This window comes from Sphaerisporangium sp. NPDC005288, assembly GCF_040607475.1.
Taxonomy (GTDB): domain Bacteria; phylum Actinomycetota; class Actinomycetes; order Streptosporangiales; family Streptosporangiaceae; genus Sphaerisporangium; species Sphaerisporangium rhizosphaerae.
The window spans coordinates 1-26906 of record NZ_JBEXGT010000072.1; the positions used below are offsets into that span (position 1 = coordinate 1).

Below are 26906 nucleotides of genomic sequence, written 5' to 3' on the forward strand. Positions count from 1 at the left end.
TGGACGAGTTCGGGGGCGCCGACGACGTCCCAGGTCAGTGGGTCCTGGCCGGGGGTCCAGCGGGTGAGGCGGCGGGCGGTGGTGTCGCGTTTGGCCGCGCGCAGGGTGGCGGCCTGGGCTTTGCCCCGGCCCTCGGCGACGGCTTCGGCGAGGTTGGCGAACAGCACGGTCAGCCACAGCCACACCACGATCGCCCAGGCGAACAGCGACGGGCCGGTCACCGCCAGCACGGTGGTGAACACCGCCCCGGCCTCCACGATGAACATCACCGGGTTACGCCACAACGTCACCGGATTCAACTTGCGCAGCGCCTCGGGCAGTGAGGTGAGGAGCTGCTTGGGGTCGAGCAGGCCGCCGCCGACCTTTTCGTCGCGGGGTTCGGGAGCGGGGCCAGGCGGTGCGGGGGCACGGCCCGGGGCGTAGATCCCAGGTGTGGCCATTAGCTGATTCCTTCTGCGAGAGGCCCGAGCGCCAGGGCGGGGAGGAAGGTGAGCGCGACGAGGATGACGGTCACGCCGACGACCATGCCGACGAACTGCGGCCGGTGGGTGGGCAGCGTGCCCGCCGACGCCGGCACCGGCGCCTGCCCGGCCAGCGACCCGGCCAGGGCCAGCACGAAGACGATCGGCAGGAACCGGCCGAACGCCATGCACAGCCCAAGGACGGTGTCGTACCAGGGGGTGTTCACCGTGATGCCGGCGAACGCCGAGCCGTTGTTGTTGGACGCGCTGGTGAACGCGTAGAGCACTTCCGACAGGCCGTGGGGACCGGAGTTGAGCATGCTCGCCCGCTCGGCCGGCGAACCCATCGCCAGGGCGGTGCCGACGAGCACCAGCACCGGCGTGGTCAGGAAGTACATCGAGGCCAGCTTGACCTCCCGCGACCCGATCTTCTTGCCCAGGTACTCCGGAGTGCGGCCGACCATCAACCCGGCCACGAACACCGTGATCACCGCCAGCACCAGCATGCCGTACAGGCCCGCGCCGACGCCGCCGGGCGCGACCTCGCCCAGCATCATGTTGACCATGGTCATCATGCCGCCGAGGGCGGTGAAGGAGTCGTGGAAGGAGTTCACCGCGCCGGTCGAGGTCAGCGTCGTGGCCGCCGCGAAGGCGCCGGAGTCCGGCACGCCGAACCTGACCTCCTTGCCCTCCATCGCGGCGCCCACCGCCTGGGGGACGGTGCCGTGGTGCGCGATCTCCAGGCCGGTGAGCACGGCGACGCTCGTGAACGCCAGCACGCCCATGACCGCGACGATCGCGTACCCCTGCCGGGTGTCGCCGACCATCCGCCCGAAGGTGCGCGGCAGCGCGAAGGGCAGCACGAGGATCGCGAAGATCTCGATCCAGTTCGTCCAGCTCGTGGCGTTCTCGAAGGGGTGGGCGGAGTTGGCGTTGTAGAAGCCGCCGCCGTTGTTGCCGAGCTCCTTGATGATCTCCTGGCTGGCCACCGGCCCGCCGGTGATCTTCTGGGTGCCGCCGGCCAGCGTGGCCACCTCGTGCACGCCGGAGAAGTTCTGGATCAGGCCGCCGGCCACCAGCACCAGCGCGCCGATGAACGCGATCGGCAGCAGGACGCGCACCGTGCCGCGCACCAGGTCGACCCAGAAGTTGCCGAGGTTCTCGGTGCGCCTGCGGGCGAACCCGCGCACCAGGGCGATCGCCACCGCGATGCCGACCGCCGCCGAGACGAAGTTCTGCACCGCGAGGCCGGCCATCTGCACCAGGTGGCCCATCGTGGACTCGCCCGAGTACGCCTGCCAGTTGGTGTTGGTGACGAAGCTGACCGCGGTGTTCCAGGCGATGTGGTCGGGCACCGCGGGAAGGCCCAGGTTGAGCAGCAGCCTGTCCTGCAGGCGCTGGAAGGCGTACAGGAACAGGACCGACACCGCCGAGAACGCCAGCACGGCGCGCGCGTAGACGCTCCAGCGCTGCTCGGCGTCGGGGCGCACGCCGATGAGCCGGTAGACCACCCGCTCGACGGCCAGGTGCCGGGTGCCGGTGAAGACGCGGTACATATAGTCGCCCAGGGGGCGGTGCGTCAGCACCAGGGCGAGTATGAGGGATCCGATGAACAGGACGCCCGCGAAGGTCGACGACATCAGAAGCGCTCCGGGAAGAGCAGGGCCGCGACCATGAAGATCACCAATGCCGCGGTGACCACCAGCCCGGCTGCGTTGACGGCGCTCACAAGCGCTCCACCGCCTTGACGACGAGCCCGAGGATCACGAAGATCGCGATCGTCAGGGCGACGAAGATGACGTCGGCCATCCCCACTCCTTGAAATCCGGATCAGCATGCTCGAGGCCGCCCAGACGGACGGCCACAGAGTCAGCAAATCGCGAGATTTGGGGGGTAATACGGCTCTTGACGCCTTCCATACGCGTCTGTCCGCATTATTGACGCGATCCCGACGAGCGCCCTTGCTCGGCCTGTTTCCGGCCTGTGGACGTCACTCGAAGCCGAAGCCCCAGGGAAGGGGGACGTCCTTGAACAGGTGGGCGGGGACGGCGTCGGCCAGGGCCTGGTAGCCGGTGGGGTTGAGGTGCAGGTGGTCGCCCACGTCGTAGGCGGGCAGGAGCTGCCGCGGGTCGGCGGGGTCGCGGGCCGCGCGGTCGAAGTCGATCACGGCGTCGAAGCGGCGGCTGGTGCGGATCCACTGGTTGACCGCCTGCCGGGACGCCTCCCGGTAGCCCTGCGGATCGTCGTAGGCCTGGTTGCCCCCGAACGGCGTGAGCGTCGCGCCGTACACCCGGATGCCCAGCGCGTGCGCCCTGATGACCATCTGGCAGAAGGCGTCGATGAGGTCGGCCGTGACCTGCCGCTGGGCGGCCTCGCTCGCTTCGGCGGTGCCGATGTCGTTGACGCCCTCGAAGACGAGCTGCCACTTCACCCCGCTCTGCGAGAAGACGTCGCGGTCCAGGCGCGAGAGGGCGTTCGGGCCGAGACCGTCGTTGAGCACGCGGTTGCCGCCGGCCGCCTGGTTCAGGACGGCGACGCCGGAGGTGGCCGGAGAGGCGTGCAGGCGTTCGAGCAGCCGGTCCGGCCAGCGGTCGTTCCCGTTGGTGGTGGATCCCCGGCCGTCGGTGAGCGAGTCGCCGACGATGGCGACCGCCGCGGTGCCGGGCTTGGACCACACCTCGAGCCCGCTGAGGAAGTACCAGTGCGCGGTGGAGGCGGCGCCCGGCAGGTCCTCGGCGTCCACGTGGTCGCCGTTGACCATGTAGGAGGTGGTGCGGGAGCCGGGGTGGGAGGTGATGGCGGTGGACTTCTGCCCCTCCGCCAGGTAGATCGTCACGGTGAGGTCGGAGCGCGGGGCCAGCTCGAAGTTCAGCGGGTCGGAGACGGCGAGCGAGCCGACGGGGATGACGACGGACGGTCTGCCGTTGAAGGTCACCGGCTGGGAGGTGCCGGGCTTGATGGCGCTGACGCCGGCCTGGCCGCCGGCGGGGAGCGCCACCGAGACCCGCGTGATCGGCAGCGCCGCGCCGCCGAAGGCGTTGGAGAAGCGCAGCCGCACCTGCCGCCCGCCGATGGAGGTGTGGACGGTCTGCCGCAGCGTGCTGTCGGCGAGCACGAGGCCGTCCTGGGTGAAGGGGACGGGCGGCATGTTGGACGGCTCGGTGAGCTGCGGCATCGACACCCACGTGTTGACCCAGTGCCCGTTCATCTTCGGTGTCACCTTGGTAGCGTGATCGCCGCCCCGTGCGCCGAACGCCCCGAGAGCGGGGGAGGCCACCGCGACCGCGACCGCGGCGGCCGCGGCGGCGGCCACCTTCGCGAACGTGGACGGGGACGGAATGCTCGACATCGGATACGGCGTCGACCGGTCGCCGGGCCGCCTGCCGGTCCGGCGGACATTACGCCATAAGGCGAGCAACACGGACCTGAGATGTGTCATCGAGGCTCCCATCGGCCCGGCCATGGCGAGCATGGCCCGAAACATTTCGCCATATCCTCGAACATTTCTGGCGCACCGTATGTCAGGGTGATCACCCGGTCAACGTCCTGCGCGCACTTGCCGGGACGACCGTGCGTCCGGGCTCGCGCCGTCGTGAAAGCTTCACGTGCGGGGCCCTCGCCGGGCGCGGACGCGCGGCGAGCGCCGACGCCCACCGGGTGGCCGCCCGTCGCACGCGGCCCCGCCCCACTCACGGCCGCGGCGTGAATCCCGTCACTGGCGGGCTGCTCGTCAAGAAGGCGTCTGTTCCTCGGGCCTAACCGTCAGGGCTCCGTCAAGGCCGCCGAACTCGACCTCGGCGGTGGTCACGGCATCGCCTACCTTCAGGGCGAGCGCGGGCTGGACCTGGCCGACTACGCCGGGCGGCTCACCGCCGCGGTCGAGGAGCGCTGCGGGGGCCTCGGGCTGCGCGCGCCGCGGCTGGTCGTCGAGCCGGGACGGGCGATCAGCGGCCCCGCCGGTCTCACCCTGTACCGGGTCATCTCGGTGAAGAAGGCGCTGAACCACACCTACGTCGCGGTCGACGGCGGGATGAGCGACAACCCGCGCCACGCGCTGTACGGGTCGCGGTACGAAGTCCGCGTGGTCGGCCGCCGTCATCAGGGCGGGATGCGCACGATGACCGTGGTCGGTCACCACTGCGAGACCGGGGACACGATCGCCGACGACGTGCCGCTCCCGGCCGACGTCCACCCCGGAGACGTGATCGCCGTCGCGGCGACCGGCGCCTACCACCACTCCATGGCCTCGACCTACAACCTCACCGGCCGCCCCCCGGTCGTGGCCGTCGGCCCGGACGGCGCGCGACTGCTCGTCCGCCGTGAGGAAGTGGGCGACCTGATGGGCCGCGACGTCGGCTTCTGACCCGGCGATCGCGGGCCGGTCCTTCGCGGTCCGCCGGGGGGTGCTCAGTGGGGGGCGCGCAGGGCGATGGCCAGGTAGCGTTCGCCGGTGTCCTCGCAGGTCGTCAGGGTCCAGCCGGTGCCGCGCAGCAGGGGCCGCAGGTTGTGCTCGGCGCGGATGTCGCCGGGCGCGGGGACGCGGCCGCGCCGCGCCGCCAGGACCGCGCGGCCGACGGGGTGGAACAACGCCAGGCGCCCGCCGGCGACGGTGACGCGCGCGAGCTCGCCGAGCACCGCCGCCGGGTCGGGCAGGTGCGAGAGCAGTCCGGCCGCGAGGACCGCGTCCACGGCGGCGTCCGCCAGAGGGAGGCGCCCCACATCGGCGATCAGCAGCCGGCCGTGGGCGTGGCGGCCCCGGTCGCGGGCCGATCGGATCATCTCGGGGGTCAGGTCGACGCCGATCACCCGTCCCGCGGGGCCGACGGCCGCCCGCAGCGGGGGGAACGCCCGGGCGGTGCCGCACCCGGCGTCGAGCACGACGTCGCCCCCGGCCAGTCCCATCGCGCCGACCGCCGCCGCGAAGGCCGGGTCGTCGTCGGGGAACTTCTCCTCCCAGCCGGCCGCGCGGGAGGCGAAGAACGCCCGGGTCTCCTCCGGGGTCCGGGCCGACCACGCGCCCTCGGGCACGTGCGGACCACGCTCGGCGCCGTCGGACGCCTGGGGGCCGCACTCATCGTCGCCGGACACTCGCGAGCCGTCCCCTCCGTGGCCGGACGCCCGGGGGCCGCACTCGCCGCCGCCGGACGTCTGCCCGCCGTGCTCCCCGCCGTCGGAGATCATGCCCATTTCGCTCCTTTCCTCCCACCGCTCGGGAAGACCTCGCCGGTGGAACGATTCGACCACCCTGCCATGCGCGTCCGGTCATCGCGTACGCCTCGCGGATCCTGAGCGGGCGGGGACGGGCCGACGGCCGGGGCCCGGGCGCGAAGTAGGTCTTGTGGGCGGGCCGACCTGGTGTTACGTTGCCGAAATCGAATCAGTTCGACGGTGCCAGGGAGCCGGGCAATGGCCGTGACGATCGCCGATGTGGCGAGGCACGCGGGGGTCTCGCGCAGCACCGTGTCCTATGTGCTCAGCGGCAACCGTTCCATCTCCGCCGAAACGGTCAAGCGGGTCGAGCGCGCCATCGAGGAGTTGCGGTTCCGGCCGCACGCGGGCGCGCGGTCCATCAGGACGCGCAGGTCCGGGGTGATCGCCATGGCGCTGCCGATGGTGCACGGGCCGCACAACCAGGTGCAGATGCCCTACGTCTGGGCCGCGCTGTCGGCCGCGCAGGACGCCGGGCTGAAGCTGCTCATGCTGACCGACGACGACGGCGAGAAGGCGATCAAGGACGCGGTCGCCGGTGCGCTCGTGGACGGCGTGATGCTGATGGAGGTCCAGCGGCGTGACCCGCGGGTGGAACTGCTCAGGACGCTGGAGTGTCCCGCCGTCCTGGTCGGCACGCCCGACGACCCCGCCGGGTTGTGCCAGGTGGACTTCGACTTCGTCCTGTCGGGACGGCTGTGCGCGCAGCGCCTGCTCGATCTCGGGCACACCGAGGTCGGGTTCCTCGGGCAACCGCCGGAGGCCTACGCGCGCGGCGGGGCCTACGCGGCGCACGCCCGTGACGGCGCGCTGGAGGCGCTGGCCCGCGCGGGGGCGAAGGCCGCGTGGCAGCCGTGCGAGCCCTCGTCCGGCGGGGTGGTCACGGCGCTCGACGCCATGTTCGGCAGGCTGCCGGGCATGAGCGCGCTGATCGTCTACAACGAGTGGGCGCTGCCGCTGGTGGTGGACCGGCTCACCGGCACGGGCCGCCGGGTCCCGCGGGACATCTCCGTCATCGCCATCAGCTCCGACGATGTGGCCGAGCGGATGGCCGCCCCGGTGACCTCGCTGGTGCTTCCGGTGGAGAACCTGGCGCGCACGGCCGTCCGGCGCCTGGCGGGCCTGATCCGCGGCGAGCCGCAGCCGCAGGTCACCATGCTGGCGCCCGAGCTGAAGATCCGCGAGAGCACCCGTCCCTACCGGCGACCACGGCGCGATCGGGATCAGCCGCCGGCATCGCCTCGACCGGACCGCGCCCGATCATGACCGCCCTGCTCCGGGCCGCGCCCGGTCATGGCGCGCTCCTTCGGGGCAGGCCCGGTCATGGCGGCCTTCGTGCGGGGCGCGCCCGGCCTCTCCGTGACGGGAGGCCGGGCGGGTGCCGGGGCGGTCAGCCGTTGTGCTGGTCCATGGCACGGTGGACCACGTCGCGGATCCGGTCCATCATCGCCACCGGCGTTCCCACCAGCACGTTCTTGGTGGCCGACTCGATGCCGGGGTGCGGATGCGTGGGCGCCATGGCCTCGGCCGCCTTCACGCCGGCGGCCAGGGCGCGGCGCTCGGCGGCGGTGGTCTGGGCGCGCAACTGGGTGAACTCGTAGCGTTCCTCGCTGCGGGCGTGCGCCGTCACCGCCGCGCGGAGCAGGAGGAGTCGTTCCAGGAAGTCGGGGGCGTCGGGCCCGTTCTTGTCCAGGTCCTCCAGCAGTTGCTTGGCCTGGTTCTCCTCGGCCAGGCGGTCGTCCACGACCCCGTCCCCGCCGTCGATCTTCTTGCGTGCGTACGGGTGGACGGTCTCCTCCTCGGCCGTCTCGTGCACGGCGAGCATGCGCACCAGCCGGGTGAACGCCTCGGGCCGTTCCTCGGCGGACGCCTGCTCGACCTGGTCGAAAAGGTCCCTGATGAGCGCGTGCTGGCGCAGCAGCAGCTCGATCACGTCGTCCTCGGCCATCGTCTCCGGGACGGGCGGGTCCTGCGTCATCGTCTCCTCCTTGGCCGTGCCGGTGGTCAGCGGTCGGTCCGCAGGCTGGGCACCGGGTGGGGGCCCTCGGTCTCCAGCCGGTACTCCTGGCCGCTCTTGTCGCGGTTGTCGGTGATGACCTGCTCGGACGGCAGGGGCTCGCCTCCCATGATCGCCTCTTGCATCTTCTCGAAGCGCTCGTGGGCGTCCTGCACGTATCCGGTGCCGATGGTGGTGTAGTCGATCTCGGTGGCGATCAGTTCGCGCAGGTAGGCCTTGTTGGGCTCGAAGGTGACCGGCGCCGGCAGCTCGGGGGCGAGCACCTGCTCGGGGTCGCGGCCGTCGTGCTTCTTGAACAGCTCGGCGGCCAGGCGCAGGTGTTCCAGCTCCATGTTCAGGTGCAGCTCCCAGATGGCCTTCACCTTGGGGTCGGACTCGGTCTCCATGAACGAGTGGTACAGGTAGCACTCGTTGTACTCGTGGTTGAGCAGCATCTCCCACCAGGTCTCACCCGGGTCGACCAGCGATTCGTAGTGGGTGACGTGCTCTTCTTCGATCAGGCCGATCTCCTGGTAGAGCCTGCGGGCGATCGGTTCCATGTAGGTCGGGCCGACGTTCATGTAGAAGTTCATGGTCTGCTGCTCGGCGGCCATGATCGTCAGGGCGTGCAGCTTGGAGATCGGCGCCGCGGCGCTCTTGTCGTAGGGCTCGCGCACGTTGTCGACCGGGTCGCGGTGGTGCAGGTAGGTCGGCCGTCCTGGCATGACCTCGGTCAGGCCGTCCACGATCTTCTCGGCCTTGCGGTGCTCGATCAGCTCGTACAGGTTGGCGTACCGGTACAGGTGGTCGAAGTCCTCCAGCACGCCGAACTGGTAGGCGCGCTTGAGGTAGGGGTCGGGCTCCATCCGGGCGACCCAGGCCGTCAGGTCGACGGCCACCTGCTCGTAGGCGATCGTGGTCTCCAGCACCGAGGCCAGGCCGGGCAGCAGCCAGTTCACGGCCTTCTGCTGCTGGGCCTCGATGTAGCGCACGCGGGCGAGCTGCTGCTTGAGCTCTACGCTCGGGCAGTGCCGGGCGAGCTGGTGGCTGAACATGATGGCCTCGACCTCGATGCCGTTCATCGCGATGATCCGGCACCGGGTGTAGGGATCTGAGTGGTCCGGGTCGACCGGGGCGACGTCGAGCTCACGCCAGTTGCGCAGCTGCTTGTCCAGCGGGATTCCCCGCTCGTGCAGGGGATTGAACGTCATGCGGCACTCCTAGGAGACTGGAAGGACGGCGCGGCGATCGCGCCCGTTCGTGTTCGGACGACCGCGTGCCCTCGGGCGGAGCGGTGAGGTCCGGGGTCCGTCTCACGGCACGCGGCGAGGAACCGGTCCGCGTCGTGCGCGCTGACTGACGCACGGTCAACGCATCGTGGACGCTCGGCTTCTGGCGCCGACCGTGCACGGCCGGTGCTCAACGGTGCTGAGCCTTGGCGCTGACGGGTACATGGTCAGCGCTCAACGGTGCTGAGCCTTGGCGCTGACGGATGCATGGTCAGCGCTCCTTCGTGCGAGCTCCTGTACCCGTGACTGACCCGCCAAACACGAAGTCCCCTCCTCCAGCGCGGGAGCGCTCCTGGAGGGAGACCTGAGGCGCGGTGTGTGCCGTTGTGCACGCTCGCGGCGCTGTGTGGATTCCTACGTATAACGCCGCCGGCCGCGGACCTAACGTCTGGGTTGTCCGAAACGCACCCTTACGGCAGACCTAAGGAAGATTCTGATGACGAACATCGAGCGCACCGGCCGCGAGCGGAAGACCTGGCAGCGCGTGGCCGGCCGGATGGCGGCGGGGGCGGCGATCTCGGCGCTGGCCCTCGGCGCGGTCGCGGTGCCGGCCGGGGCGGCCACCGCCTCCTCGCCCGCCAAGGTGAGCGCGGCCTCCGCGTCCACGGTTTCGGCTGCCGGGCATGTGACGGTGAAGCCGAAGAGCTATTACTTCGGTGCGGTGCTGCTGGGCCGGAATGAGGTGCGTGAGCCGGGTAAGAAGGTGAACGATCGGGATGGTGTCGCGGTGGCGAAGTTCCGGATTCAGGGGAACCGGATGTTCTACTTGGTGCAGTGGAAGCGGACGGGCAGGCCGACGGCGTTCCACATTCACCGGGGCAAGGCCGGTGTGAACGGTCCGGTGGTGATCGATCTGCTGCATGATGGCACGATCCGCGGTAATTCCGCCTTTGGTTCGGTGCGGGTTCAGGACCTGAGTGTGCTGGCGGGGATCAAGAAGAACCCGGGGAACTGGTACGCCAACATGCACACCAAGCAGTTCGCCGACGGCGCCGTCCGTGGCCAGCTCCTCAAGACCGGCCGCTGGTAACCCTTCCCGGCCCGGACGAGGCCGGGGTCTCACGCCCCGGCCGGCCTTCAGCCGCGGCGGGCGAACCGGGTGAACCTGGCGAACCGGCTGAACCTGCCGGGTGCTGGGTGCAGCCACGCGGCGATGTCGGCCACCACCGCGGGGTCGACGTGCTGCGCCCTCTGGTATCCCGCCGGCGTCGAGGGGCCCGTCCCGGGAAAGAACAGGTGGTCGTCGGCCGCGTAGAGGCGGAACTCGACGTCCGCGCGCCGCGCGAGGCCCGCCTTCCACCGCGCGAGGTCGTCCTCGACCGTCACCTGGTAGTCGCGCCCGCCCTGGAGGATCAGCATGGGCACCTCCAGCGCCGCCGCGGCGGCCACCGGGTCGTAGGCGCGCAGGTCCAGCCAGTACGACGCCGGCAGGCCGAGCGGCAGCAGCGCGGCCGGCGTCGAAGGCGAAAGGGCGGGATCCTCCACCTGGGCGGCCTGCCGGGCGATCGCCTCGGCATCCGGCTCCGTCATCGCGCCGATGGCCGGCGAGGCGAGGTGGCGGGCGACCCGCACGGCGGAACGGTGCATCGGCTCGGCGTCACCCGCCATGATCACCAGTCCGGCGACGGACGGCTCGGCCGCCGCGACCCGTGGCGCGACCTTGCCCCCCATGCTGTGGCCGGCCACGAAGACCCGCGCGGCGTCCACGGAGGGCCTGGTCCGCAACAGGCGGACGGCGGCGACCGCGTGCGGCACGTACTCCTCGGTCATCGTGAAGCCGTCCGCGTCGCTCACCCGCGCGCCGTGGACGCAGGTCACCTTGTCGAACCGCAGCACCGCGACCCCCCGGCAGGCCAGGCCCCACGCGAGGTCCTTCAGCGGCTTGTTCGGCCCGCTCGTCGCGTCGCGGTCGAACGGACCGCCGCCGCTCAGCAGCACGACGCCGGGGTGCGGGCCCCGTCCGCGCGGCATGGTGAGGGTGCCGGGCACGGCGAGCGGACCGGTGCCGAGCGTGACGTCGTGCTCGCCGAACCTTCCGCGCGCGGCGTAGGGCGGCGGCGCCCAGGACGTCGTGGCCGCCGGGGCCAGTCGCAGGCCGTTCAGCGCGCCGGCCCCGTCCACCGACATCACCACGGTGAGCCCGCCATCCCGCCCGCTCACCGGCACACTCACCCGCGTCAGCCCCGCCCGTCCGGCTCCGCCGTCCGATGTGCCCGCCGGTCCTGCGCCTGAGCCGCCCGATGTGCCCGCCGGTCCTGCGTCCGAGCCCTCCGGCGGTCCGCCGGCCGCGTCTCCCGCCGGTCCGTCCGCGCCATCGGGCATCGGCTCGGTCGCCGGGGTTCCTATGGCGGAGACCGGGCCGATGGAGGCGATCTCGGCGGCCCAGGCCGTCCGCAGTGTCCTGGCTGAGACGACCGCGCGCAACCGTGGCGCGAACAGCGCCTCGATCTCGGTGAACCGTCCGTCGCGGGCCATCTCGACGACGGTGACGGCGATCGCCGCAGGGTCGGTGTCGTTCCCCATGCCAGACGCCATCCTTTCTCATTTTTGCGAACGGTAGCAGATATGAGATCGTATGGCGATGGACCCTCTGGAGCTCCTGGCCCACCCCGTGCGGCTGCGCATCGTGCACGCGATGCGCGGCGGGCGCGAACTCGCCACCTCCGAGCTCAGCGCGCGCATCCCCGACGTCTCCAAGGCGACCGTCTACCGGCACGTCGACCTGCTCGCGGCCGGCGGGGTCCTGGAGGTGGCCGGCGAGCGACGGGTGCGCGGCGCGGTCGAGCGCCGGTACCGGCTCCGCCAGGACAGGGCCGTGATCGACGCCGAGGCGATGCGGTCGCTGTCGGCCGACGACCATCGCCGCGGGTTCGCCGTCGCCATGGCCGCCCTGCTCGCCGAGTTCGGCTCCTATCTCGGCCGCGACGGCGCCGACCCGGTCGCGGACCTGGTCGGCTACCGGCAGCACGCGGTCTGGCTCAGCCGCGAGGAACTGCTGGAGATGATCGCCCAGATGCGCGCGGCGATCGCCCCCCGCCTGGCCAACCCGCCCGCTCCCGGCCGGGCCCGCTACCTGCTCAGCCCCATCCTGTTCCCCGCCGAGGACCCCTTCACCACCGCCGAGGACCTCTCCACGGCCGATGAGGACCTCTCCACCACCGCCGGCGAGGCCCCCTTCGTCACCGAAGAAGACCCCTCCGCCATCGACGAGGACTCTTCCGTCGCCGCCGATCCGGCCGGCCCAGGCACACCCGCCTGACCCGAACCCGGCCCCGGCCGAGTGGCGCCGCGGCACGCGCGATGCGGACGGCCGGGGTACCCCCGTGTGGAGCCGCTCAAACCGGTGCACGCGTCACCGCGTTCCCTCGATACGGTCTGGTTCCGGCGCGGGAATGGGCCGATCTGTGTCGTCCCACGTCGAAGGGGTACGGCTGAGTGGTAAACGAGAGGTCCGCCGTCGGCCGGACCGGGCGGCGCGCCGGACGCGCCCGTCGCGAGGGGCCGCCGGTGCGCCGGATCGCCACATACCCAGCCATGTGAGGTTCACATGAGCGGAGCGAGTAATCACAAGGCCCGCCGTCTGGCCGCGGCGCTCGGATGGGCCAGCCTGGGACTGGGCGCCGCGCAGCTCGCCGCACCCCGTGTCCTCGGCCGGCTCGGCGGCTTCGAGGACTCGGCCGTGTCCCGGGCCACGGTGCGCCTGGTCGGCATGCGGGAACTGCTCCACGCGGCCGCCCTGCTCGGCAGCCGCAGGCCGGCGTCGATGGTGTGGACCCGGGTCGCGGGCGACGCCATGGACCTGGCGCTGCTCGGCCGCGCCCTGGCTCGCCGCGCGGGCGCCAGACGCCGCCGCGTCGTGGTCGTCTCGACGGCGGTGGCCGGCATGACGGCCGCCGACCTGTACGCCGCGATGCGGGTCGAGAAGGGCGGGACGATCACGCCGGTCGCGCCCACCACCGGCCTGCGCGCCTCCATCACCGTCAACCGCCCTCGCCAGGAGGTCTACCGGTTCTGGCGCGACTTCGAGAACCTGCCCCGGTTCATGATCCACCTGGACTCGGTGGAGACCGGCCCGGGCGGGCACTCCCGGTGGCGGGCCAGAGGGCCGGCCAGGAAGCCCGTCGAGTGGGAGGCCGAGATCGTCCAGGACCGCGAGGACGAACTGATCGCCTGGCGGTCGCTGGAGGGCGCCACCGTGCGCAACCGCGGATCGGTGCGCTTCATGGACGCTCCCGGCGGGCGCGGCACCGAGGTGCGCGTGCGGATCGACTACGACGCGCCGGTCGGCAGGCTCGGCCTGGCCTTCGCCCGGCTGCTCGGCGAGCACCCCGACCAGCAGGTGCGTGACGACCTGCGGCGCTTCAAGCAGGTGATGGAGACCGGCGAGGTGACCCGCTCGGAGGGCAGCCCCGAGGGCACCCGGGCCATCCGGCAGCTGTTCCAGCACGTGGCCCAGCCGATGAGATGAGGAGGACCCCATGAAAGCCATCTGCTGGATGGGGCGCGACAAGGTCGAGGTCCAGGAGGTCCCGGAGCCGAGGATCCTCAACGCGCGCGACGCCGTCGTCCGCGTCACCTCCACCGCCATCTGCGGCTCCGACCTGCACCTGTACGACGGCTACATCCCCACGATGAAGAAGGGCGACGTCCTCGGCCACGAGTTCATGGGCGAGGTGGTCGAGGTCGGCCCGGGGGTGTCGAACCTGCGCGTCGGGGACCGCGTGGTCGTCCCGTTCCCGATCGCGTGCGGCGGCTGCCTGTCCTGCCAGAGCGGCATGTACTCGGTGTGCGAGAACTCCAACCCGAACGCGGGGCTGGCCGAGAAGCTCATGGGACACGCGCCGGCCGGCATCTTCGGCTACTCCCACATGCTCGGCGGCTACCCGGGCGGCCAGGCGCAGTACGCGCGCGTGCCGTTCGCCGACGTCGGGCCGATCAAGATCGAGAACGGCCTGCCGGACGAGAAGGTGCTGTTCCTGTCCGACATCCTGCCGACCGGCTGGATGGGCGCCGAGATGTGCGACATCAAGCCCGGTGACGTCATCGCCATCTGGGGCGCGGGCCCGGTCGGCCAGTTCGCCGCCGTGAGCGCCTTCCTGCTGGGCGCCGAACGCGTCGTGGTCATCGACCGTTTCCCGTACCGGCTGGAGATCGCCGCACGCACGGGCGCGGACACCCTCAACTACGAGGAGACCGACGTCCTGGACGCGCTGCGCGACATGACCGCCGGCCGGGGCCCCGACGCCTGCATCGACGCGGTGGGCATGGAGGCGCACTACCCGGTCCCCGCCATGCACGCCTACGACCGGGCCAAGCAGGCGACGCGGATGGAGACCGACCGGCCCTACGTCCTGCGCGAGGCCATCATGGCCTGCCGCAACGGCGGGATCGTCTCGGTCATCGGCGTCTACGGCGGCTTCGTCGACAAGTTCCCGGTGGGGTCGTTCATGAACCGGTCGCTGACCATGCGGACCGGCCAGTGCCATGTCCAGCGCTACCTCAAGCCGTTGCTGGAGCGGATCCGCGCCGGGGACATCGACCCCGCCTTCGTGATCAGCCACCGCGTGCGGCTGGAGGACGCGCCGCACGCGTACGAGATGTTCAAGCACAAGGAGAACGAGTGCAACAAAGTCGTCCTCCAACCCTGGTGAGACACCCCCGGGACGGGGGCTTCGCGCGCGGATGACCCTCTCGGGGGAGGTCTTCAGGGGCGGAGGCGGGGGACGCCCGCGCGCGTCCCCCGCCGAGGTGGACCGACACGGCGCCGGGGAGCCATGATGATCATGCAGGTGATGGCGGACTCCGCCGACGCCGGCCTGGGCGCCGCCCGCATGCAGATGGCGCTCTCGTTGGGCTGGCACATCGTGCTGGCGTGCCTGGGCGTGGGCATGCCGGCCATCACGCTGATCGCCGAGTGGCGGGGGCACCGCCGCGGCGACCCGCACTACCGGTTGCTGGCCCGCCGCTGGGCCAGGGCCATGGGCGTGCTGTTCGCCGTCGGCGCGGTGTCGGGGACGATCTTGTCCTTCGAGATGGGGCTGCTGTGGCCCCGGCTCATGGGAGCCTACGGCCAGGTCATCGGCCTGCCGTTCTCCCTGGAGGGCATCGCCTTCTTCATCGAGGCCATCTTCCTGGGCGTCTACCTGTACGCGTGGGACCGGTTGACGCCGGTGGCGCACATGCTGTCGGGCATTCCCATCGTGGTCGCCGGGGTGGCCAGCGCCTTCTTCGTCGTCACGGCCAACGCCTGGATGCAGCAGCCGACCGGTTTCCGCCTGGCCGGCGGCCGCGTGGTCGCGGTGGATCCGTGGGCGGCCATGTTCAACCCGGCGACCCCGCCGCAGACCGTGCACATGATCCTGGCCGCGTTCATGGTCACCGGGTTCGGCATCGCGAGCGTGTACGCCGTCGCCATGCTGCGCGGGCGCCGCGACCGGTACCACCGCGCCGGCCTGCTGCTGCCGCTGACGGCCGCGGCCCTGGTCACCCCGGCGCAGATCGTCGTCGGCGACTGGGCGGCCCACTTCGTCGCCTCCAACCAGCCGGTCAAGCTCGCGGCCATGGAAGGGGTGTTCCACACCCAGCGCGGAGTCCCGCTGCACGTGGGCGGCATCGCCGTCGACGACCGGATGCGGTACGCCCTGGAGATCCCGGACGGGCTGTCGCTGCTCGCCCACTTCGACCCCGACGCGGAGATCATGGGCCTGGACCGGGTGCCGGTCGCCGACTGGCCCCCGGTCAACGTGGTGCACCTGGCCTTCCAGCTCATGGTCGGGCTGGGCTTCGCCCTCCTCGCGTTGTCGGCGTGGCTCGCGCTGGCCTGGATACGGCGGCGCGACCTGCCGCGCTCGCCGTGGTTCCCGCGCGCCGCCGCCGTCTCGGGCGTCGCCGCCGTCCTGGCGCTGGAGGCCGGCTGGGTCGTAACCGAGGTGGGCCGCCAGCCGTGGATCGTCTACCGCGTGATGCGCACCGCCGACGCGGTCAACCCCGCGCCCGGCCTGGTGTGGGGGTTCGTGCTGGTGAGCCTGGTGTACGCCGTACTCACCGTCGCGACCGTGTACGTATTGCGCCTGCTCGCCCGGGACCGGCCCGTGTCCATCGCGCCCCAGGAGCCCGACGTCCACGACGAGACGGACGAGAGAGTGGTGTGACCGATGCCGCTGGCGGAGGTCATGATCGGGGTCATGTGGGCGGGCCTGACCGCCTACGTCCTGTTCGCGGGCGCCGACTTCGGCGGCGGCGTCTGGGACCTGCTGTCCGGCGGCGCGGCCTCCGGGCGGCGCCGGCGCGAGCTGATCGAGCACTCCATCGGCCCGGTCTGGGAGGCCAACCACGTCTGGCTGATCTTCGTGATCGTCCTGATGTGGACCGGCATCCCCGGGGTGTTCGCCGCCGTCGCCTCCACCCTCTACATCCCGCTGACCCTGGCGGCGCTGGGCATCATCGCGCGCGGCGCGGCCTTCGCCTTCCGCAAGGTCTCCACCGAGCTGTGGCAGCGCCGCCTGTTCGGCGCCGCGTTCGCCTTCTCCTCGGTCGCCACCCCGTTCTTCCTCGGTACGGTGGCGGGCGCCATCGCCTCCGGCCGGGTCCCCGCCGGCATCGCCGCGGGGAACGTCGTGTCGAGCTGGCTCAACCCGACCTCCGCGATCACCGGCGCGCTGGCCGTCGGCGCCGCCGCCTACCTCGCCGCGGTCTACCTCACCCGCGACGCCCAGCGCGCCGGCGAGGACGGCCTGGCCGAGGAGTTCAGACGGCGCGCCCTGGCCTGCGGCGCGGTCGTGGGGCTGCTGTCGGCGGCCGGTCTGCTCGTGCTGCGCGCCGACGCGCCGCGGCTGTTCGCCGAGCTCACCGGCGGCCGGGCCCTGCCGCTGCTCGCGCTGTCGGTCGCCGCCGGGCTGGTCTCCCTGGCGTTGTTGTGGCGCCGCGCCTACCTGGCCGTCCGCCTCACCGCGGCGCTGGCGGTGACCGGACTGCTGTGGGGCTGGGGCGTGGGCCAGTACCCGGACCTGCTGCCCGGCGTCACGCTGGAGGACGCCGCGGCCACCAGCGGCGTCCTGGCCGCCACCCTGGGCGCGCTCGCCGTGGGCGCCGTGCTGCTCCTGCCGTCCCTGTGGTGGTTGTACGCGACCTTCCAGCGTGACAGAACGGGCCCGCCGCACGAACGGGATGATTCGGCGCTGCGTAATGAATGAAGGGCCGGATGGTATTGTCCCGCGTTTATCCGCGCCGGTCGCATCGGTGGACGGCGGCGGCCGGACGAAAGTCGCCGCCCTGAGGTATTCCCGCGTCATCGCAGGTCATCCGCTGTCGGGCATGAGCAGAACGTCACGTCACGGATTCGTAAGAATCGGCGGGCGAACGCCGCTGTAACGTCGCCCTGTGATCGAGATCGACCCCTCGGCCGGCCGTCCGGAATCCCCTGTGGCACGCGAGCCGGCCCCCCGAAATCCCGCGGCCCGCCACTTTCGCCCCGACCACCGTTCTTTCGCGGGCTGCCGTTTTCCCGTGTCGCCGGCCACCGGGTCCGGCGGGCGTTCGGCCGGACGCGGGGACGCCACGTGATCGGCGCCCTGTACGAGGAGGCGCTGCAGGGAGGGGACGTGGACGTCGAGTACTCCGACGGCCAGGTCCGGCCACTGGCCGCCGGGCGCTGGCTGCGGCCGATCGACGGCGACCGGGGCCTGTTGGACCGGTGCGACGGGCCGACGCTGGACGTCGGTTCCGGGCCCGGCCGGCTGACCACGGCGCTCGCCCGCAGGGGCGTCCCGGTCCTCGGCATCGACATCGCCCCGCTGGCGGTCGCCCTCACGCGGCGCGCCGGCGGGGCGGCCCTGTGCAGGAACGTCTTCGAGCCGCTGCCCGGCACCGGGCGCTGGGCGGTGGCGCTGCTGGCCGACGGCAACATCGGCATCGGCGGCGACCCCGGCGCGCTGCTGCTGCGGCTGCGCGAGCTGGTACGTCCCGGCGGCGCGGTCATCGCCGAACTCGCGCCGCCGGGGACGCCGACCGCCGTGGACCGGGTGCGGCTGCGGCACGGCGGGCGGGTCGCCGACTGGTTCGCCTGGGCGACGGTGTGCGCCGACGACATCGGCCCCCTCGCGCGGCGCTCCGGCTTCCCGTCCGCCGAACACTGGACCGAGGCAGGACGATGGTTCGCCACCCTGACCTGAGGCTCCCGCGCGTGGACCACCGGCCCGAGGCGGGACGATGATGCGCCATCCCGACCTGAGACTTCCGCGTCGTGCGAAACAGCGTCCCGAGGCGAGACGGATGGTTCGCCACTGTGACGTGAGGCTCCCGCGTCGCGTGGACCACCGGCCCGAGGCGGGACGATGATGCGCCACCCCCGACCTGAGGCTCCCGCGTCACGCGGAACACCGGCCCGAAGCCGGATGACGATGCGCCACCCTTACCTGATGCTCGTGCGCCCCACGGACACCCTCGCGGAGGTACGCCGGACGCGGGCGGCGCTCGCCTGGTGGGGCGCGCTGATCGTCGCCTCCTTCGCCGCCGGCGCGGTGCTGCACGCGCTGGGCGTGCTGCGCATCGACCACCTGCCGCCGCTGCACGCCCACTTCCGGGTCCTCACGGTCACGCTCGTCCCGGCGGCGGTCCTCGCCGCCGTCGCCGTCCGCTTTCTTCCCGGGGTGGTCCGGCGGGGCGGGTTCGGGCGGGCGTCGCTCGTGGCCTACGGGTTCGCGCTGGCGTGGACGGTGCTGCTGGCGATGTCGGGCGACGGGCTCGCCGCGCCGTTCACCCACCCCCAGGAGTACCTGGCCGTGCTGCCGCAGGTGGGGCACGACCCGCTCGGCTGGCTGGCGGGCTTCACCCGGCGGCTGGGCGAGTACCCGACGCACGTGCGCGGGCATCCGCCGCTGCCCGTGCTGGTGCTCTGGGCGCTGGCCGCCGTGGGGCTGGGCGGGCCGCTGTGGGCGGCGGTCCTGGTCATAGCGGCCGGCTGTTCCGCCACGGTGGCGATCGGACTGACCGTGCGCCGCCTGGCGGGGGAGCAGGCCGCCCGGCGCGCGCTGCCGTACCTGGCCCTCACCCCGGCATCGGTGTGGATCGCCACCACGATGGACGCCTTCTTCGCGGGCGTCGGCGCGTGGGGCGTCGCGCTGCTGGTGCTCGGCCGGGGCACCACGGCCAGGACATTGTGGGCGGCGGGAGCCGGGGTGCTGCTGGGCGCGCTGCCGTATCTCAGCTACGGGCTGGTCCCTTACCTGCTGATCCCGGTGACGGTCGCCGTGCTCGCCCGCCTGCCGCGCCCGGCCGTGACGGCGGCGCTGGCCGGGGCGGCGTCGGTGACGGCCGCGTTCGCGGCCGGCGGGTTCTGGTGGCCTGCCGGGGTGGTCGCCACCCACGCGCAGTGGGCCGCCGACCCGGGCGCCGCCCGGCCCTACCTGTACTTCCTGGTCGCCAACCTCGCCGTGCTCGCCCTGACCACCGGCCCCGCCACCGCCACAGGCTTCCGCCGCCTCGCCGTCGCCCTCACCAACCGACCCTCTGCCTCCGGCCTCACGAACCGGCCCGCCGCCTCCGGCCTCGAGAACCAGTCCACCCCCTTCGCCCTCCGGGTCCGGCCCACCGCCTTCGCGCTCCGGGGCCGGCCCGCCGCCTTCGGCCTCAGTGACCGGGCCGCCTCCCTGTGCCTCGGGGACATGCCTGTCGCCTTCGTCGTGGCCGCGGCCCTGGTGGCGGTACTGGCGCTGGACCTCATCGGAGTGACGCGAGGAGAGGTGGAGCGCATCTGGACGCCCTTCGCCCTGTGGATCGGCCTGGCCGCCGCGTACGCCCCCGGCCGACGCGCGCTCGCCACTCAAGCGATCACCGGCCTCCTACTGCAGGCCCTGATCCTGTCCCCCTGGTGACCACAGCCTGACCGGTACCGCGCTCTCGGCCGGTCTCACCGGCCTGGATGGCGCCGCGCCCTGATCCGCCCGCGGCTCGTTACCGTGCGCCGGTGTTCTGGAACTCCCTGGCGGCGATCGGTTCGTAGCCGAGCCGGCCCCGGGTGGCGATGAGCAGTACGACTGCTGCCACCCCTGAGCCGATCGCCAACGTGTGCACGCTGTCGCCGAACGCGTCCAAGGACGGGAAACATGCTTCCCATACCAGGGAGTACACGGTGTTGACACTGGCGTGGAACAGCATGACGACCGGCAGGCTCTCGTTCGTACGGTTGAACACCCACGCCATGACGAGGCTCAGTGGGATCGCCGAGCTGACGAACTCCGCCATCATCAGCCAGTCCACATTGGGCCAGTCGGCCCACTCGCTGAAGAACAACGGCACGTGCCACGCACCCCACAGAGGGCCGAGGATCAGCGAACCGGCGAGCGGGCCGTAGCGGGCCTGCAACCTGGGCTGGGCGAAGTCACGCCAGCCCGGCTCCTCCGCCAGTCCGGTCGTGAGGAACTGCATGACCAGCATCGGGACGTACAACAGCAAGACGGTCGCGCCGGGGATGCGGAAGTCGGCCAGTGCACCGGGAAGCGGGAACGTCGAGACGACCGCGACGACCGGGACGACCAGCAGGACCCCGAGGTACCAGCGCGGACTCACCCGCCAGCGGACCAGCCGTTTCGCCCAGAGCCGCAGGCCGGCCCGGCCGTCCACGACGGCGGTGACGATGAACGCGGCCGTAATCGGGCCGAGGTAGCCACCGGGCAGTACCCCCAAGGTCTGTGAACTTCCCAGTATCTCGGGATAGCGGATGGGCAGCAGACCGAGCCCGGTCTCGGACAGGATGTAGGGGAGCCAGCACAGCCAGGTGATGCCGTACGACAGCGTGAAATAGGTCAGTAGCGGATGTTTTCTCATGGTCGGCAAGCACACCAGCGAGCCGGGCGCGTGGCACTACCCCTGGTCACCGATTCCGGGTATGGCTGGCTATACCTGAGGTGTAGGGCCGGCTCGGTGGGAACCGCCGCCCGTGCTGGTTAGCGTGATCCCTGTGTCCGCCAACCCGCCCCGCACCGCGCTCTCCGCGTTCGTCACACGGCGTCTCATCATGTCCGTCTGGCCTCTCAGGTCCGCGATGTACGTCCTGTCGTCGGTCCCGATCGCGATGCTCCTTGCGGTACCGCTCGGACTGCTGGCCTTCCCATGGGCGCTGCTCGCGCGGCGGGTCGCCACCAACACCGCACAACCCGCGTCCGGGCTGATCCTGCTGGTCCTCGGCGCCGCGCTCGTGGCCACGCTCGGGCCGCTGGTGGCCCGGCCACTGGCCGCCGCCGAGCGGGTCCGGCTGCGCCTGGTCGACCACCGGCCGGTCCCGTCAGTGCGCCGGGTACCGTTCGGCCTCTCCTGGTACCGCCAACCGCTGACCTGGCGGGAACTGTCGTACGCCGTCCTGCTCGTGACCGTGGTCCCCGCGCTCTACAGCATGGTCGCGTTCGTCCTCATACTGATCGCGGTGTGCGCTTTGAGCCCCTGGCTGGTCCCCGCCGGAGAGATCAACTTGGGCGTCACCGTCATCACCACACCGCCACAGGCCGTGCCCTACTCCATCACCGGCTTCGCCGCCCTGGTGACCGTGCCCTACCTGCTCACCTTTGTCGCCGGCGTCCACGGCGCGGTGGCCCGGGCACTGCTCCACCCCGGCGCCGCCGACGAACTGCATGCGGAACTCGTCGAGGTGTCGCGGTCACGAGCCCGCCTGGTCAGCGCGTTCGAGGCCGAACGCCGCCGAATCGAACGCGACCTCCACGACGGCGCACAGCAGAAGCTCGTCGGACTGACCCTCCAGCTCGGCCTGGCCAAGCTCGACATCCCGGCCGCCTCCCCCGCCGCCGGGGCCGTCGAAACGGCTCATCAGCAGGCCAAGCAGCTGATGTCCGAGCTGCGCGAGCTGATCCACGGCATCCGCCCGAACGTGCTGACCGACCTCGGCCTGCCTGCCGCGCTGCGCGAGCTCGCCGACCAGTGCCCCATCCCGGTCGTCGTCGAGACCGACCTTCCTCGGCGCCCACCGGAACAGGTCGAGGCGACCGCCTACTTCGTCGTCGCCGAAGCCCTCACGAACGTCGCCAAACACAGCGGAGCCACGGCCGTCACGGTCACCGCCCGCGAGACGGCGGGTCTGCTCACCGTCGAGATCCGCGACGACGGCCGAGGTGGCGCCGACCCCTCGAACGGCACCGGTCTCACCGGCCTCGCCGACCGGGTCGCCGTCGCCGCCGGGCGAATGCTGCTCTCCAGCCCGCCCGGCGGCCCCACCCTGATCCGGACGGAGCTGCCATGCGCGTAGTCCTGGCCGAAGACGGCGTCCTGCTGCGCGAGGGCTTGGCCGGCCTGCTGGAACGTTTCGGCTTCACCGTGGTCGCCAGCGTCAGCGACGCCACGGAACTTCTGCGGGCCGCGGCCGAGCACTCACCCGACCTCGTGGTGACCGACATCCGCATGCCACCGACGTTCACGGACGACGGCTTACGCGCGGCCGTCCAGCTACGCCGGGACAACCCCGGCCTGGCCGTGGTCGCACTGAGCCAGTACGTCCAGCACGGTTACGCCGCCGAACTTCTCGATTCCGGCGGCGGGCTCGGCGTCGGCTACCTGCTCAAGGACCGTGTCGTCGACGTGGAAGACTTCGTCTCCGCCCTGCGCCGCGTCGTCGCCGGCGGCACCGTGATCGACCCCCAGGTCGTCCGCCGCCTGCTCAACCGCCAGAACAACCCGATCACCCGCCTCTCCCAACGCGAACGCGAGGTGCTCGCCTTGGTCGCCGAAGGTCACTCCAACGCGGCCATCGCGAAAACGCTGGTCCTGTCGGAGGCCTCGATCAGCAAGCACATCGGCAGCATCCTGGCCAAACTCGACCTCTCACCCACCGACGACACCAACCGCCGCGTCCTGGCAGTGCTGACCTACCTACGCGAACGGTTCCCCGAGCTGTCATAAAGATCAGAGCCTGCACGCCTCAAGCACCAGATCCGCCAGGCGCCCACCCGACCAGGACGCCCACACGCTCGAGACCCGTGCGGCGCTCACGGTCCTGATCAACCGCCACGGGCACCTGACGAACGAGCAGCACCCATCTAAGATCCAAACGCACTGCGCGTCGCTGGCGTACGGGGACGACTACGTGCGGTCAAGGGAGACGACGGCATGTGGCGTAGCAGAAAGAAGTGGGTGGACGACTTCCTCAAGTCAAGGCATCGTAGGTCGCGACGCCTATGCTGATCAGAAGCCGAAACACCCCAACAGTGCTCCACCAAGGGCCACCGCAGCCTCGTTGGTACCAACGTCAAGCTAGGTGATCCATTCGATGGGCTGCCTGTAGGCAGGCAGATGTGATCAGGCCGGCGATGATCTCGCCGTAGGGTGGTACCAGAAAGTGATACCATCGGCGTATGGCTGAGACACGGCTCCGGCTGCCGGACGAGACGTATGAGCAGATCAAGCAGCTCGCCAGTGGTGACGCTCAGAGCGTCAACTCGGCGATGGTGGTCGCCATCGAGGAGTACATCGCCCGGCGCAGGCGGGAGCGCTACCAGGCTATGGGTCGAAAGATCGCCGAGCGAGACCGGGAGTTGCTCGAGCGGCTCGCCCGATGACTTCCTATCCGACCACAGAGGACCTGCTGGCCTTGGCGGAGGCGGTGCTCCCGGTGGTCCGGATACGTGACGGCGGTCAACTGCACGCTGCGGTGCTCCGCCCGCAGACGACCGTGTTCGGTGACGACGCCTATCCGGACCTGTGGCAGAAGGCGGCCGCCCTGATGCAGAGCATCCTGATCGGCCATCCACTGGTGGACGGTAACAAGCGGCTCGGCTGGGCCGCTGCCGTCGCCTTCCTTGAGGACAATGGGGAGATTCTCGAGTATCGCGACGTGGATGAGGCCGAAAGGCTGGTCATCTCCGTGACGACAGGCGAGTTGGAAGACATTCCTGACCTGGCGCAGCGACTCCGCAAGCTAGGCGCGTGAAGACAAGCCGACAGACGACGCGATCACCGTCTGAAGCCGGAAGCGACTCGCTGCCACCAGCAGTACCTTCTCAAAGAAACGACTACTGCGGTATCGGTGGAACGGGCGTGGCCTGCCTAGTTGGGCTGCGGACCGATGAAGCCTGAAGAAGCTTTCCCGGTAGCGGGTGAGGTGTCATCGGTCGCCACGTGGACGCCTCGTGAGTACATGGCGGAGATCCATCGACGACCAGGTTCTCACGGACTGGACGGCTCATACCGCGCGTTCGCGACCTTCATTGCTGGGTTCCATGCCGGGAGCGGTCATACCCTGTTGGCCGGCTTCAGGGAGTGGCTGATCGTCCAGGTGAACAGGGGAAACAACCTGGTCTGGGAAGCGCTCGTGCTCATGCTGGCGTTCCCCATGGAGGCCAGGCCCTTGGATGTCGGCCCGGTCAATGGCGAACGGAACAGCACCGCCGTGACGGTGCTGTTCCAAGCGCTCGACCAGTTCCTGGCTGACCGTGATGACCGACCGAACGGGCACGCTCTGATCTACGCGGAGCATGCCGAATGGCTTGAGCGACAGAGTTGGGCGCGGCCGTAGGCGTTGGGCGCCTGAACACGGACAGTGATCACGGCGACGTTTTTCTACTGCGTCAAGGCGGCGCGCGAGCGCCCGGCCGAGGCGCGGCGCTGGTGGCGCGAGGCGATCACCATCGGCCACCCCGAGGGTGCTGTCCGGGCTGCACAACAACTTCGCGACCTTGATCGCCGTCAAAAAGACTTGCAGCAGGCGAACTGGTACGCCAGATACGGATGGCAGACCTACGCCGACCCGTCGATTATGCGGCGCCCACTCGCGCCCCAACCCAAGAAGCCGTGTGAGGAAGAGGAGCCTCCAGCGCCGCAGTAAATGCCGCATTTACTGCGGCAAGCCCGATACGATCACCCACACGCGTCCCATCCGGCCTCGAGCGTCCCCCAACACGTGCCCCTCGTCCTCGGATTGAGGTGTACGCATTTACTGCGGCGATGATCGTGGAGTGTCATCGTGTACATGATCTACATCGACGACAGCGGACAGAAAGAGGTCCGTCGCCAGCACATGGGCGAGCTCGTCTCGGTCGGCGGCGTGATCGTCCCCGAACCCGCAGTTGCCGGATTCGCCATCGCGCTGGACGGCATTCGCGCAGAATACGAACCCGAGATCCTCAAGTACCTCTACGAGCGAATCCTCTGCATCTGCGCGAGCGGAACGACGTCGGTATCATCATCGCTGATCAACCAGGCGGTGGCCGCAAGGACGAGGTGAAATGGCTGGCCGACACCCTCGGCCTGACCCGGGACGGCACTCGCTTCGCCACACCCGATCGCGTTGTTTCGCCCATCCTGACCGCGCCCTCCCACCACGTCCCGCACCTGCAACTGGTAGACCTCGTCACCGCAGCCACCACCGCAGCGATCGCCGGACAGCCCTCCGGAATGAAGCTGGCGAAACAGCTGAAGGAACTGGCCCGCACCAACGCGCACGGGCTCGTCGGCGGCGCGGGCGTGGTGCTCTGGCCGCCTGACCTGGTGGACCTGCATTACTGGGTCTTTGGCGAAACCCACTACGCCCGGGGATCGACGGGACACCCACTAGGCCCATCCGCCAGCCCTTTCAGCCAGCCTGGACGCACCTACCAGTACAACGATGGCCTGCCGGAGCCCGGACAAGCCGCGAACGGGTCCACATCCACGACAAGCAGCAGCGTATGACGGTCCACGCCTTGGATCGCGATATCCCCGCCGACTACAGCACCGCCGTGGAGGCATACCTTCGCTCGGCCGGGATCGCCGCTTCCTCCCCGCGCATCTACCGAATTTCACTGCTGACCTGGGCGTGGCTGGCCGTTGGGCAGCAACCGCCGCTGGGCCGCAACCGGCGTGGCGCCGAGCCGCCCACCGAGCCGCCCACCGTGGCGTTCGCCATGTTCGACGAGGCACCGGCTAATGTGATCGCCGAGATGTTCGCGCAGCGGGCTCGGCTGGTTGACGCCGACACCGTCAACCGTGAACTGTCGGTAATGAAGGCCGCCATCGCCTGGTGGCGCGCCCGCGGCTGGCTGACCCGCAATCCGATCATCGGCATCGAACGCCGGCCGGCGCCGCCGGACCGAACCCGGGCCCTGTCGCGCGAGCAGATCGCCACGTTGTTCGACCTCAAGGTCAACGTGCGCGAACGCACGCTCTGGAAGGCCCTGTACGAGACGTGCGCACGAGCCGAGGAGATCCTCTGCCTCGACGTCGAGGATCTGCTTCTGACCGACAAACGCGGCCGCGTCACCTCCAAAGGCGGCACCATCGAATGGGTGCACTGGCAACGGGCACCGCCCAACTCCTGCCCCGGCTACTCAAAGGCCGTATCCGCGGGCCTGTGTTCCTTACGGACCGCCGGGCGCCTGCCCACGTCCCCACGCGTGACACATGCCCAGTTACCGGGCGCGCCCGCCTGTCTTACCGGCGAGCCGCCGAACTCTTCGAGGCCCTCACCCGGCCGCTCGCCCGTCCGGGCATCACCGACCCAGCCGAACTCGAGGCACGCGGCGGATGGACGCTGCACCAACTGCGCCACTCCGCGCTGACACACGAAGCCGAGGACGGCACCAACACCCCAACCCTGTTGGCCCGCTCCCTGCCGTGCTCGGCTGTGTCCTCGCCACCCTCGTCGGCCTCCGGGTGACCCTGCTCATCGGTGCCGTCGGCGGAGCGCTGTCGATGCTCTGGCTGCTGCCCTCGCCGATACCGCGCGTCCGCTCCCTGACCTCTGACGTTCCGGTGGCTCCTGACAGCGGCACGGATCCGGCGGCTGACGGTGACACGGACCCGGCGGCTGACAGCGGCACGGACTCGCAGGCCCAACCGTCGCACCGCTGACCCGTCGACGACCGTTCTCACGGCCGGCCCGGGGACTGTAAGACCAACGGTGTAACTCCTGATCAAGGAGACACCTGTGACGAGTACGGTGATCCAGGCATCTGAGGCGATGGACCTGGAGGATCC

General features: G+C 70.9%; 27 protein-coding genes and 1 pseudogene. 19 read left to right on the plus strand and 9 right to left on the minus strand.

Annotated features, from left to right (window positions below; translation table 11 throughout):
• The 4 genes and pseudogenes from ABZU32_RS38765 to ABZU32_RS38780 form a co-directional block, all read right to left on the minus strand.
• Positions 1 to 440: pseudogene (locus ABZU32_RS38765) on the minus strand (potassium-transporting ATPase subunit B); the annotation flags it as partial.
• Complete coding sequence (kdpA, locus tag ABZU32_RS38770; RefSeq protein WP_354931214.1) at positions 440 to 2101, minus strand: potassium-transporting ATPase subunit KdpA; 1662 nt, start codon at positions 2099 to 2101, stop codon at positions 440 to 442. The pseudogene ABZU32_RS38765 and the gene kdpA, both read right to left, overlap by 1 nt.
• Entirely contained in the window at positions 2101 to 2190 is a 90-nt protein-coding gene (gene kdpF, locus ABZU32_RS38775) for a K(+)-transporting ATPase subunit F (RefSeq protein ID WP_354843158.1), read from the minus strand. The genes kdpA and kdpF overlap by 1 nt, the downstream gene beginning before the upstream one ends.
• A 261-nt stretch (positions 2191 to 2451) precedes the next feature.
• A complete protein-coding gene (locus tag ABZU32_RS38780; protein ID WP_354931217.1) occupies positions 2452 to 3810 on the minus strand; it encodes an SGNH/GDSL hydrolase family protein in 1359 nt (452 codons plus the stop codon).
• Positions 3811 to 4203: 393 nt separating this feature from the next.
• On the opposite strand from ABZU32_RS38780, the gene ABZU32_RS38785 reads away from it, so the two are divergent.
• Positions 4204 to 4824 (plus strand): hypothetical protein, encoded by a 621-nt coding sequence (locus tag ABZU32_RS38785; RefSeq protein WP_354931281.1) that lies wholly within the window; start codon positions 4204 to 4206, stop codon positions 4822 to 4824.
• A 44-nt stretch (positions 4825 to 4868) separates the two neighbouring features.
• Here ABZU32_RS38785 and ABZU32_RS38790 read toward each other — a convergent pair whose 3' ends face one another.
• Complete coding sequence (locus ABZU32_RS38790; RefSeq protein WP_354931220.1) at positions 4869 to 5648, minus strand: methyltransferase domain-containing protein; 780 nt, start codon at positions 5646 to 5648, stop codon at positions 4869 to 4871.
• A 219-nt stretch (positions 5649 to 5867) separates the two neighbouring features.
• Between ABZU32_RS38790 and ABZU32_RS38795 the strand changes: the two genes are divergently transcribed.
• A complete protein-coding gene (locus ABZU32_RS38795; RefSeq protein WP_354931223.1) occupies positions 5868 to 6935 on the plus strand; it encodes a LacI family DNA-binding transcriptional regulator in 1068 nt (355 codons plus the stop codon).
• A 124-nt stretch (positions 6936 to 7059) separates the two neighbouring features.
• Here ABZU32_RS38795 and ABZU32_RS38800 read toward each other — a convergent pair whose 3' ends face one another.
• Together ABZU32_RS38800 and ABZU32_RS38805 are read right to left on the minus strand one after the other, a co-directional pair.
• Positions 7060 to 7647, minus strand: coding sequence for a hemerythrin domain-containing protein (locus tag ABZU32_RS38800; protein ID WP_354931226.1), 588 nt, complete (start codon positions 7645 to 7647; stop codon positions 7060 to 7062).
• A gap of 26 nt (positions 7648 to 7673) precedes the next feature.
• Positions 7674 to 8876, minus strand: coding sequence for a hypothetical protein (locus ABZU32_RS38805; protein WP_354931229.1), 1203 nt, complete (start codon positions 8874 to 8876; stop codon positions 7674 to 7676).
• 514 nt (positions 8877 to 9390) lie between these two features.
• On the opposite strand from ABZU32_RS38805, the gene ABZU32_RS38810 reads away from it, so the two are divergent.
• Positions 9391 to 9984, plus strand: coding sequence for a CHRD domain-containing protein (locus tag ABZU32_RS38810; RefSeq protein ID WP_354931232.1), 594 nt, complete (start codon positions 9391 to 9393; stop codon positions 9982 to 9984).
• A 47-nt stretch (positions 9985 to 10031) separates the two neighbouring features.
• On the opposite strand, the gene ABZU32_RS38815 is transcribed toward ABZU32_RS38810, so the two are convergent.
• Positions 10032 to 11477 (minus strand): alpha/beta hydrolase, encoded by a 1446-nt coding sequence (locus tag ABZU32_RS38815; protein WP_354931235.1) that lies wholly within the window; start codon positions 11475 to 11477, stop codon positions 10032 to 10034.
• Between the two features lie 52 nt (positions 11478 to 11529).
• Here ABZU32_RS38815 and ABZU32_RS38820 point away from each other — a divergent pair, with 52 nt between their 5' ends.
• The 7 genes from ABZU32_RS38820 (at position 11530) to ABZU32_RS38850 (ending at position 19825) form a co-directional block, all read left to right on the plus strand.
• Positions 11530 to 12213 (plus strand): helix-turn-helix domain-containing protein, encoded by a 684-nt coding sequence (locus ABZU32_RS38820; protein ID WP_354931238.1) that lies wholly within the window; start codon positions 11530 to 11532, stop codon positions 12211 to 12213.
• A 288-nt stretch (positions 12214 to 12501) separates the two neighbouring features.
• Complete coding sequence (locus tag ABZU32_RS38825) at positions 12502 to 13422, plus strand: SRPBCC family protein (RefSeq protein WP_354931241.1); 921 nt, start codon at positions 12502 to 12504, stop codon at positions 13420 to 13422.
• 10 nt (positions 13423 to 13432) lie between these two features.
• Positions 13433 to 14605, plus strand: coding sequence for a zinc-dependent alcohol dehydrogenase (locus ABZU32_RS38830; protein ID WP_354843120.1), 1173 nt, complete (start codon positions 13433 to 13435; stop codon positions 14603 to 14605).
• Positions 14606 to 14728: 123 nt separating this feature from the next.
• The gene (locus tag ABZU32_RS38835) at positions 14729 to 16105 is read left to right on the plus strand and encodes a cytochrome ubiquinol oxidase subunit I (RefSeq protein ID WP_354931244.1); all 1377 of its coding nucleotides are present in this window, start codon (positions 14729 to 14731) and stop codon (positions 16103 to 16105) included.
• A gap of 3 nt (positions 16106 to 16108) precedes the next feature.
• A complete protein-coding gene (locus ABZU32_RS38840) occupies positions 16109 to 17146 on the plus strand; it encodes a cytochrome d ubiquinol oxidase subunit II (RefSeq protein ID WP_354931246.1) in 1038 nt (345 codons plus the stop codon).
• Positions 17147 to 17512: 366 nt separating this feature from the next.
• Positions 17513 to 18124 carry a methyltransferase domain-containing protein gene (locus ABZU32_RS38845; RefSeq protein WP_354931249.1) on the plus strand — a complete coding sequence of 204 codons (612 nt, stop codon included), beginning with the start codon at positions 17513 to 17515 and terminating at the stop codon, positions 18122 to 18124.
• A gap of 246 nt (positions 18125 to 18370) precedes the next feature.
• The gene (locus ABZU32_RS38850; RefSeq protein ID WP_354931252.1) at positions 18371 to 19825 is read left to right on the plus strand and encodes a hypothetical protein; all 1455 of its coding nucleotides are present in this window, start codon (positions 18371 to 18373) and stop codon (positions 19823 to 19825) included.
• A gap of 79 nt (positions 19826 to 19904) precedes the next feature.
• Here ABZU32_RS38850 and ABZU32_RS38855 read toward each other — a convergent pair whose 3' ends face one another.
• Positions 19905 to 20777, minus strand: coding sequence for a type II CAAX endopeptidase family protein (locus ABZU32_RS38855; protein ID WP_354931255.1), 873 nt, complete (start codon positions 20775 to 20777; stop codon positions 19905 to 19907).
• Positions 20778 to 20967: 190 nt separating this feature from the next.
• Between ABZU32_RS38855 and ABZU32_RS38860 the strand changes: the two genes are divergently transcribed.
• From ABZU32_RS38860 to ABZU32_RS38900, 9 genes are all read left to right on the plus strand, one after another.
• Positions 20968 to 22206: a sensor histidine kinase gene (locus tag ABZU32_RS38860; protein WP_354931258.1), complete on the plus strand. Its 1239-nt coding sequence runs from the start codon at positions 20968 to 20970 to the stop codon at positions 22204 to 22206.
• The gene (locus tag ABZU32_RS38865; RefSeq protein ID WP_354931261.1) at positions 22197 to 22856 is read left to right on the plus strand and encodes a response regulator transcription factor; all 660 of its coding nucleotides are present in this window, start codon (positions 22197 to 22199) and stop codon (positions 22854 to 22856) included. The genes ABZU32_RS38860 and ABZU32_RS38865 overlap by 10 nt, the downstream gene beginning before the upstream one ends.
• Before the next feature lie 452 nt (positions 22857 to 23308).
• The gene (locus ABZU32_RS38870) at positions 23309 to 23512 is read left to right on the plus strand and encodes an Arc family DNA-binding protein (protein ID WP_189167799.1); all 204 of its coding nucleotides are present in this window, start codon (positions 23309 to 23311) and stop codon (positions 23510 to 23512) included.
• Entirely contained in the window at positions 23509 to 23883 is a 375-nt protein-coding gene (locus ABZU32_RS38875) for a Fic family protein (protein ID WP_189167798.1), read from the plus strand. Before ABZU32_RS38870 ends, ABZU32_RS38875 begins: the two co-directional genes overlap by 4 nt.
• Positions 23884 to 24018: 135 nt before the next feature.
• Entirely contained in the window at positions 24019 to 24468 is a 450-nt protein-coding gene (locus ABZU32_RS38880; RefSeq protein WP_354931266.1) for a hypothetical protein, read from the plus strand.
• 24 nt (positions 24469 to 24492) lie between these two features.
• Complete coding sequence (locus ABZU32_RS38885) at positions 24493 to 24777, plus strand: hypothetical protein (RefSeq protein WP_354931269.1); 285 nt, start codon at positions 24493 to 24495, stop codon at positions 24775 to 24777.
• 144 nt (positions 24778 to 24921) lie between these two features.
• Positions 24922 to 25176, plus strand: a complete 255-nt coding sequence (locus ABZU32_RS38890; RefSeq protein ID WP_354931272.1) for a hypothetical protein — start codon at positions 24922 to 24924, stop codon at positions 25174 to 25176.
• Positions 25173 to 25622, plus strand: a complete 450-nt coding sequence (locus tag ABZU32_RS38895; protein WP_354931275.1) for a hypothetical protein — start codon at positions 25173 to 25175, stop codon at positions 25620 to 25622. The genes ABZU32_RS38890 and ABZU32_RS38895 overlap by 4 nt, the downstream gene beginning before the upstream one ends.
• On the plus strand, positions 25619 to 26488 hold the full coding sequence (locus ABZU32_RS38900; protein WP_354931278.1) for a hypothetical protein: 870 nt from the start codon (positions 25619 to 25621) through the stop codon (positions 26486 to 26488). Before ABZU32_RS38895 ends, ABZU32_RS38900 begins: the two co-directional genes overlap by 4 nt.
• Positions 26489 to 26906: the final 418 nt, after the last annotated feature.

Excerpts from the sequence above, each read along its gene's own strand:
- kdpA (WP_354931214.1), bottom strand. The coding sequence starts at position 2,101 with ATGTCGTCGACCTTCGCGGGCGTCCTGTTCATCGGATCCCTCATACTC.
- ABZU32_RS38860 (WP_354931258.1), top strand. The coding sequence starts at position 20,968 with ATGTCCGTCTGGCCTCTCAGGTCCGCGATGTACGTCCTGTCGTCGGTC.
- ABZU32_RS38900 (WP_354931278.1), top strand. The coding sequence starts at position 25,619 with ATGACGGTCCACGCCTTGGATCGCGATATCCCCGCCGACTACAGCACC.
- ABZU32_RS38810 (WP_354931232.1), top strand. The coding sequence starts at position 9,391 with ATGACGAACATCGAGCGCACCGGCCGCGAGCGGAAGACCTGGCAGCGC.
- ABZU32_RS38870 (WP_189167799.1), top strand. The coding sequence starts at position 23,309 with ATGGCTGAGACACGGCTCCGGCTGCCGGACGAGACGTATGAGCAGATC.
- ABZU32_RS38825 (WP_354931241.1), top strand. The coding sequence starts at position 12,502 with ATGAGCGGAGCGAGTAATCACAAGGCCCGCCGTCTGGCCGCGGCGCTC.
- ABZU32_RS38800 (WP_354931226.1), bottom strand. The coding sequence starts at position 7,647 with ATGACGCAGGACCCGCCCGTCCCGGAGACGATGGCCGAGGACGACGTG.
- ABZU32_RS38780 (WP_354931217.1), bottom strand. The coding sequence starts at position 3,810 with ATGTCGAGCATTCCGTCCCCGTCCACGTTCGCGAAGGTGGCCGCCGCC.
- ABZU32_RS38790 (WP_354931220.1), bottom strand. The coding sequence starts at position 5,648 with ATGGGCATGATCTCCGACGGCGGGGAGCACGGCGGGCAGACGTCCGGC.
- ABZU32_RS38840 (WP_354931246.1), top strand. The coding sequence starts at position 16,109 with ATGCCGCTGGCGGAGGTCATGATCGGGGTCATGTGGGCGGGCCTGACC.
- ABZU32_RS38805 (WP_354931229.1), bottom strand. The coding sequence starts at position 8,876 with ATGACGTTCAATCCCCTGCACGAGCGGGGAATCCCGCTGGACAAGCAG.
- ABZU32_RS38855 (WP_354931255.1), bottom strand. The coding sequence starts at position 20,777 with ATGAGAAAACATCCGCTACTGACCTATTTCACGCTGTCGTACGGCATC.
- ABZU32_RS38875 (WP_189167798.1), top strand. The coding sequence starts at position 23,509 with ATGACTTCCTATCCGACCACAGAGGACCTGCTGGCCTTGGCGGAGGCG.
- ABZU32_RS38890 (WP_354931272.1), top strand. The coding sequence starts at position 24,922 with ATGATCTACATCGACGACAGCGGACAGAAAGAGGTCCGTCGCCAGCAC.
- ABZU32_RS38850 (WP_354931252.1), top strand. The coding sequence starts at position 18,371 with ATGCTCGTGCGCCCCACGGACACCCTCGCGGAGGTACGCCGGACGCGG.
- ABZU32_RS38815 (WP_354931235.1), bottom strand. The coding sequence starts at position 11,477 with ATGGGGAACGACACCGACCCTGCGGCGATCGCCGTCACCGTCGTCGAG.
- ABZU32_RS38835 (WP_354931244.1), top strand. The coding sequence starts at position 14,729 with ATGATGATCATGCAGGTGATGGCGGACTCCGCCGACGCCGGCCTGGGC.
- ABZU32_RS38820 (WP_354931238.1), top strand. The coding sequence starts at position 11,530 with ATGGCGATGGACCCTCTGGAGCTCCTGGCCCACCCCGTGCGGCTGCGC.
- ABZU32_RS38880 (WP_354931266.1), top strand. The coding sequence starts at position 24,019 with ATGAAGCCTGAAGAAGCTTTCCCGGTAGCGGGTGAGGTGTCATCGGTC.
- ABZU32_RS38830 (WP_354843120.1), top strand. The coding sequence starts at position 13,433 with ATGAAAGCCATCTGCTGGATGGGGCGCGACAAGGTCGAGGTCCAGGAG.
- ABZU32_RS38865 (WP_354931261.1), top strand. The coding sequence starts at position 22,197 with ATGCGCGTAGTCCTGGCCGAAGACGGCGTCCTGCTGCGCGAGGGCTTG.
- ABZU32_RS38795 (WP_354931223.1), top strand. The coding sequence starts at position 5,868 with ATGGCCGTGACGATCGCCGATGTGGCGAGGCACGCGGGGGTCTCGCGC.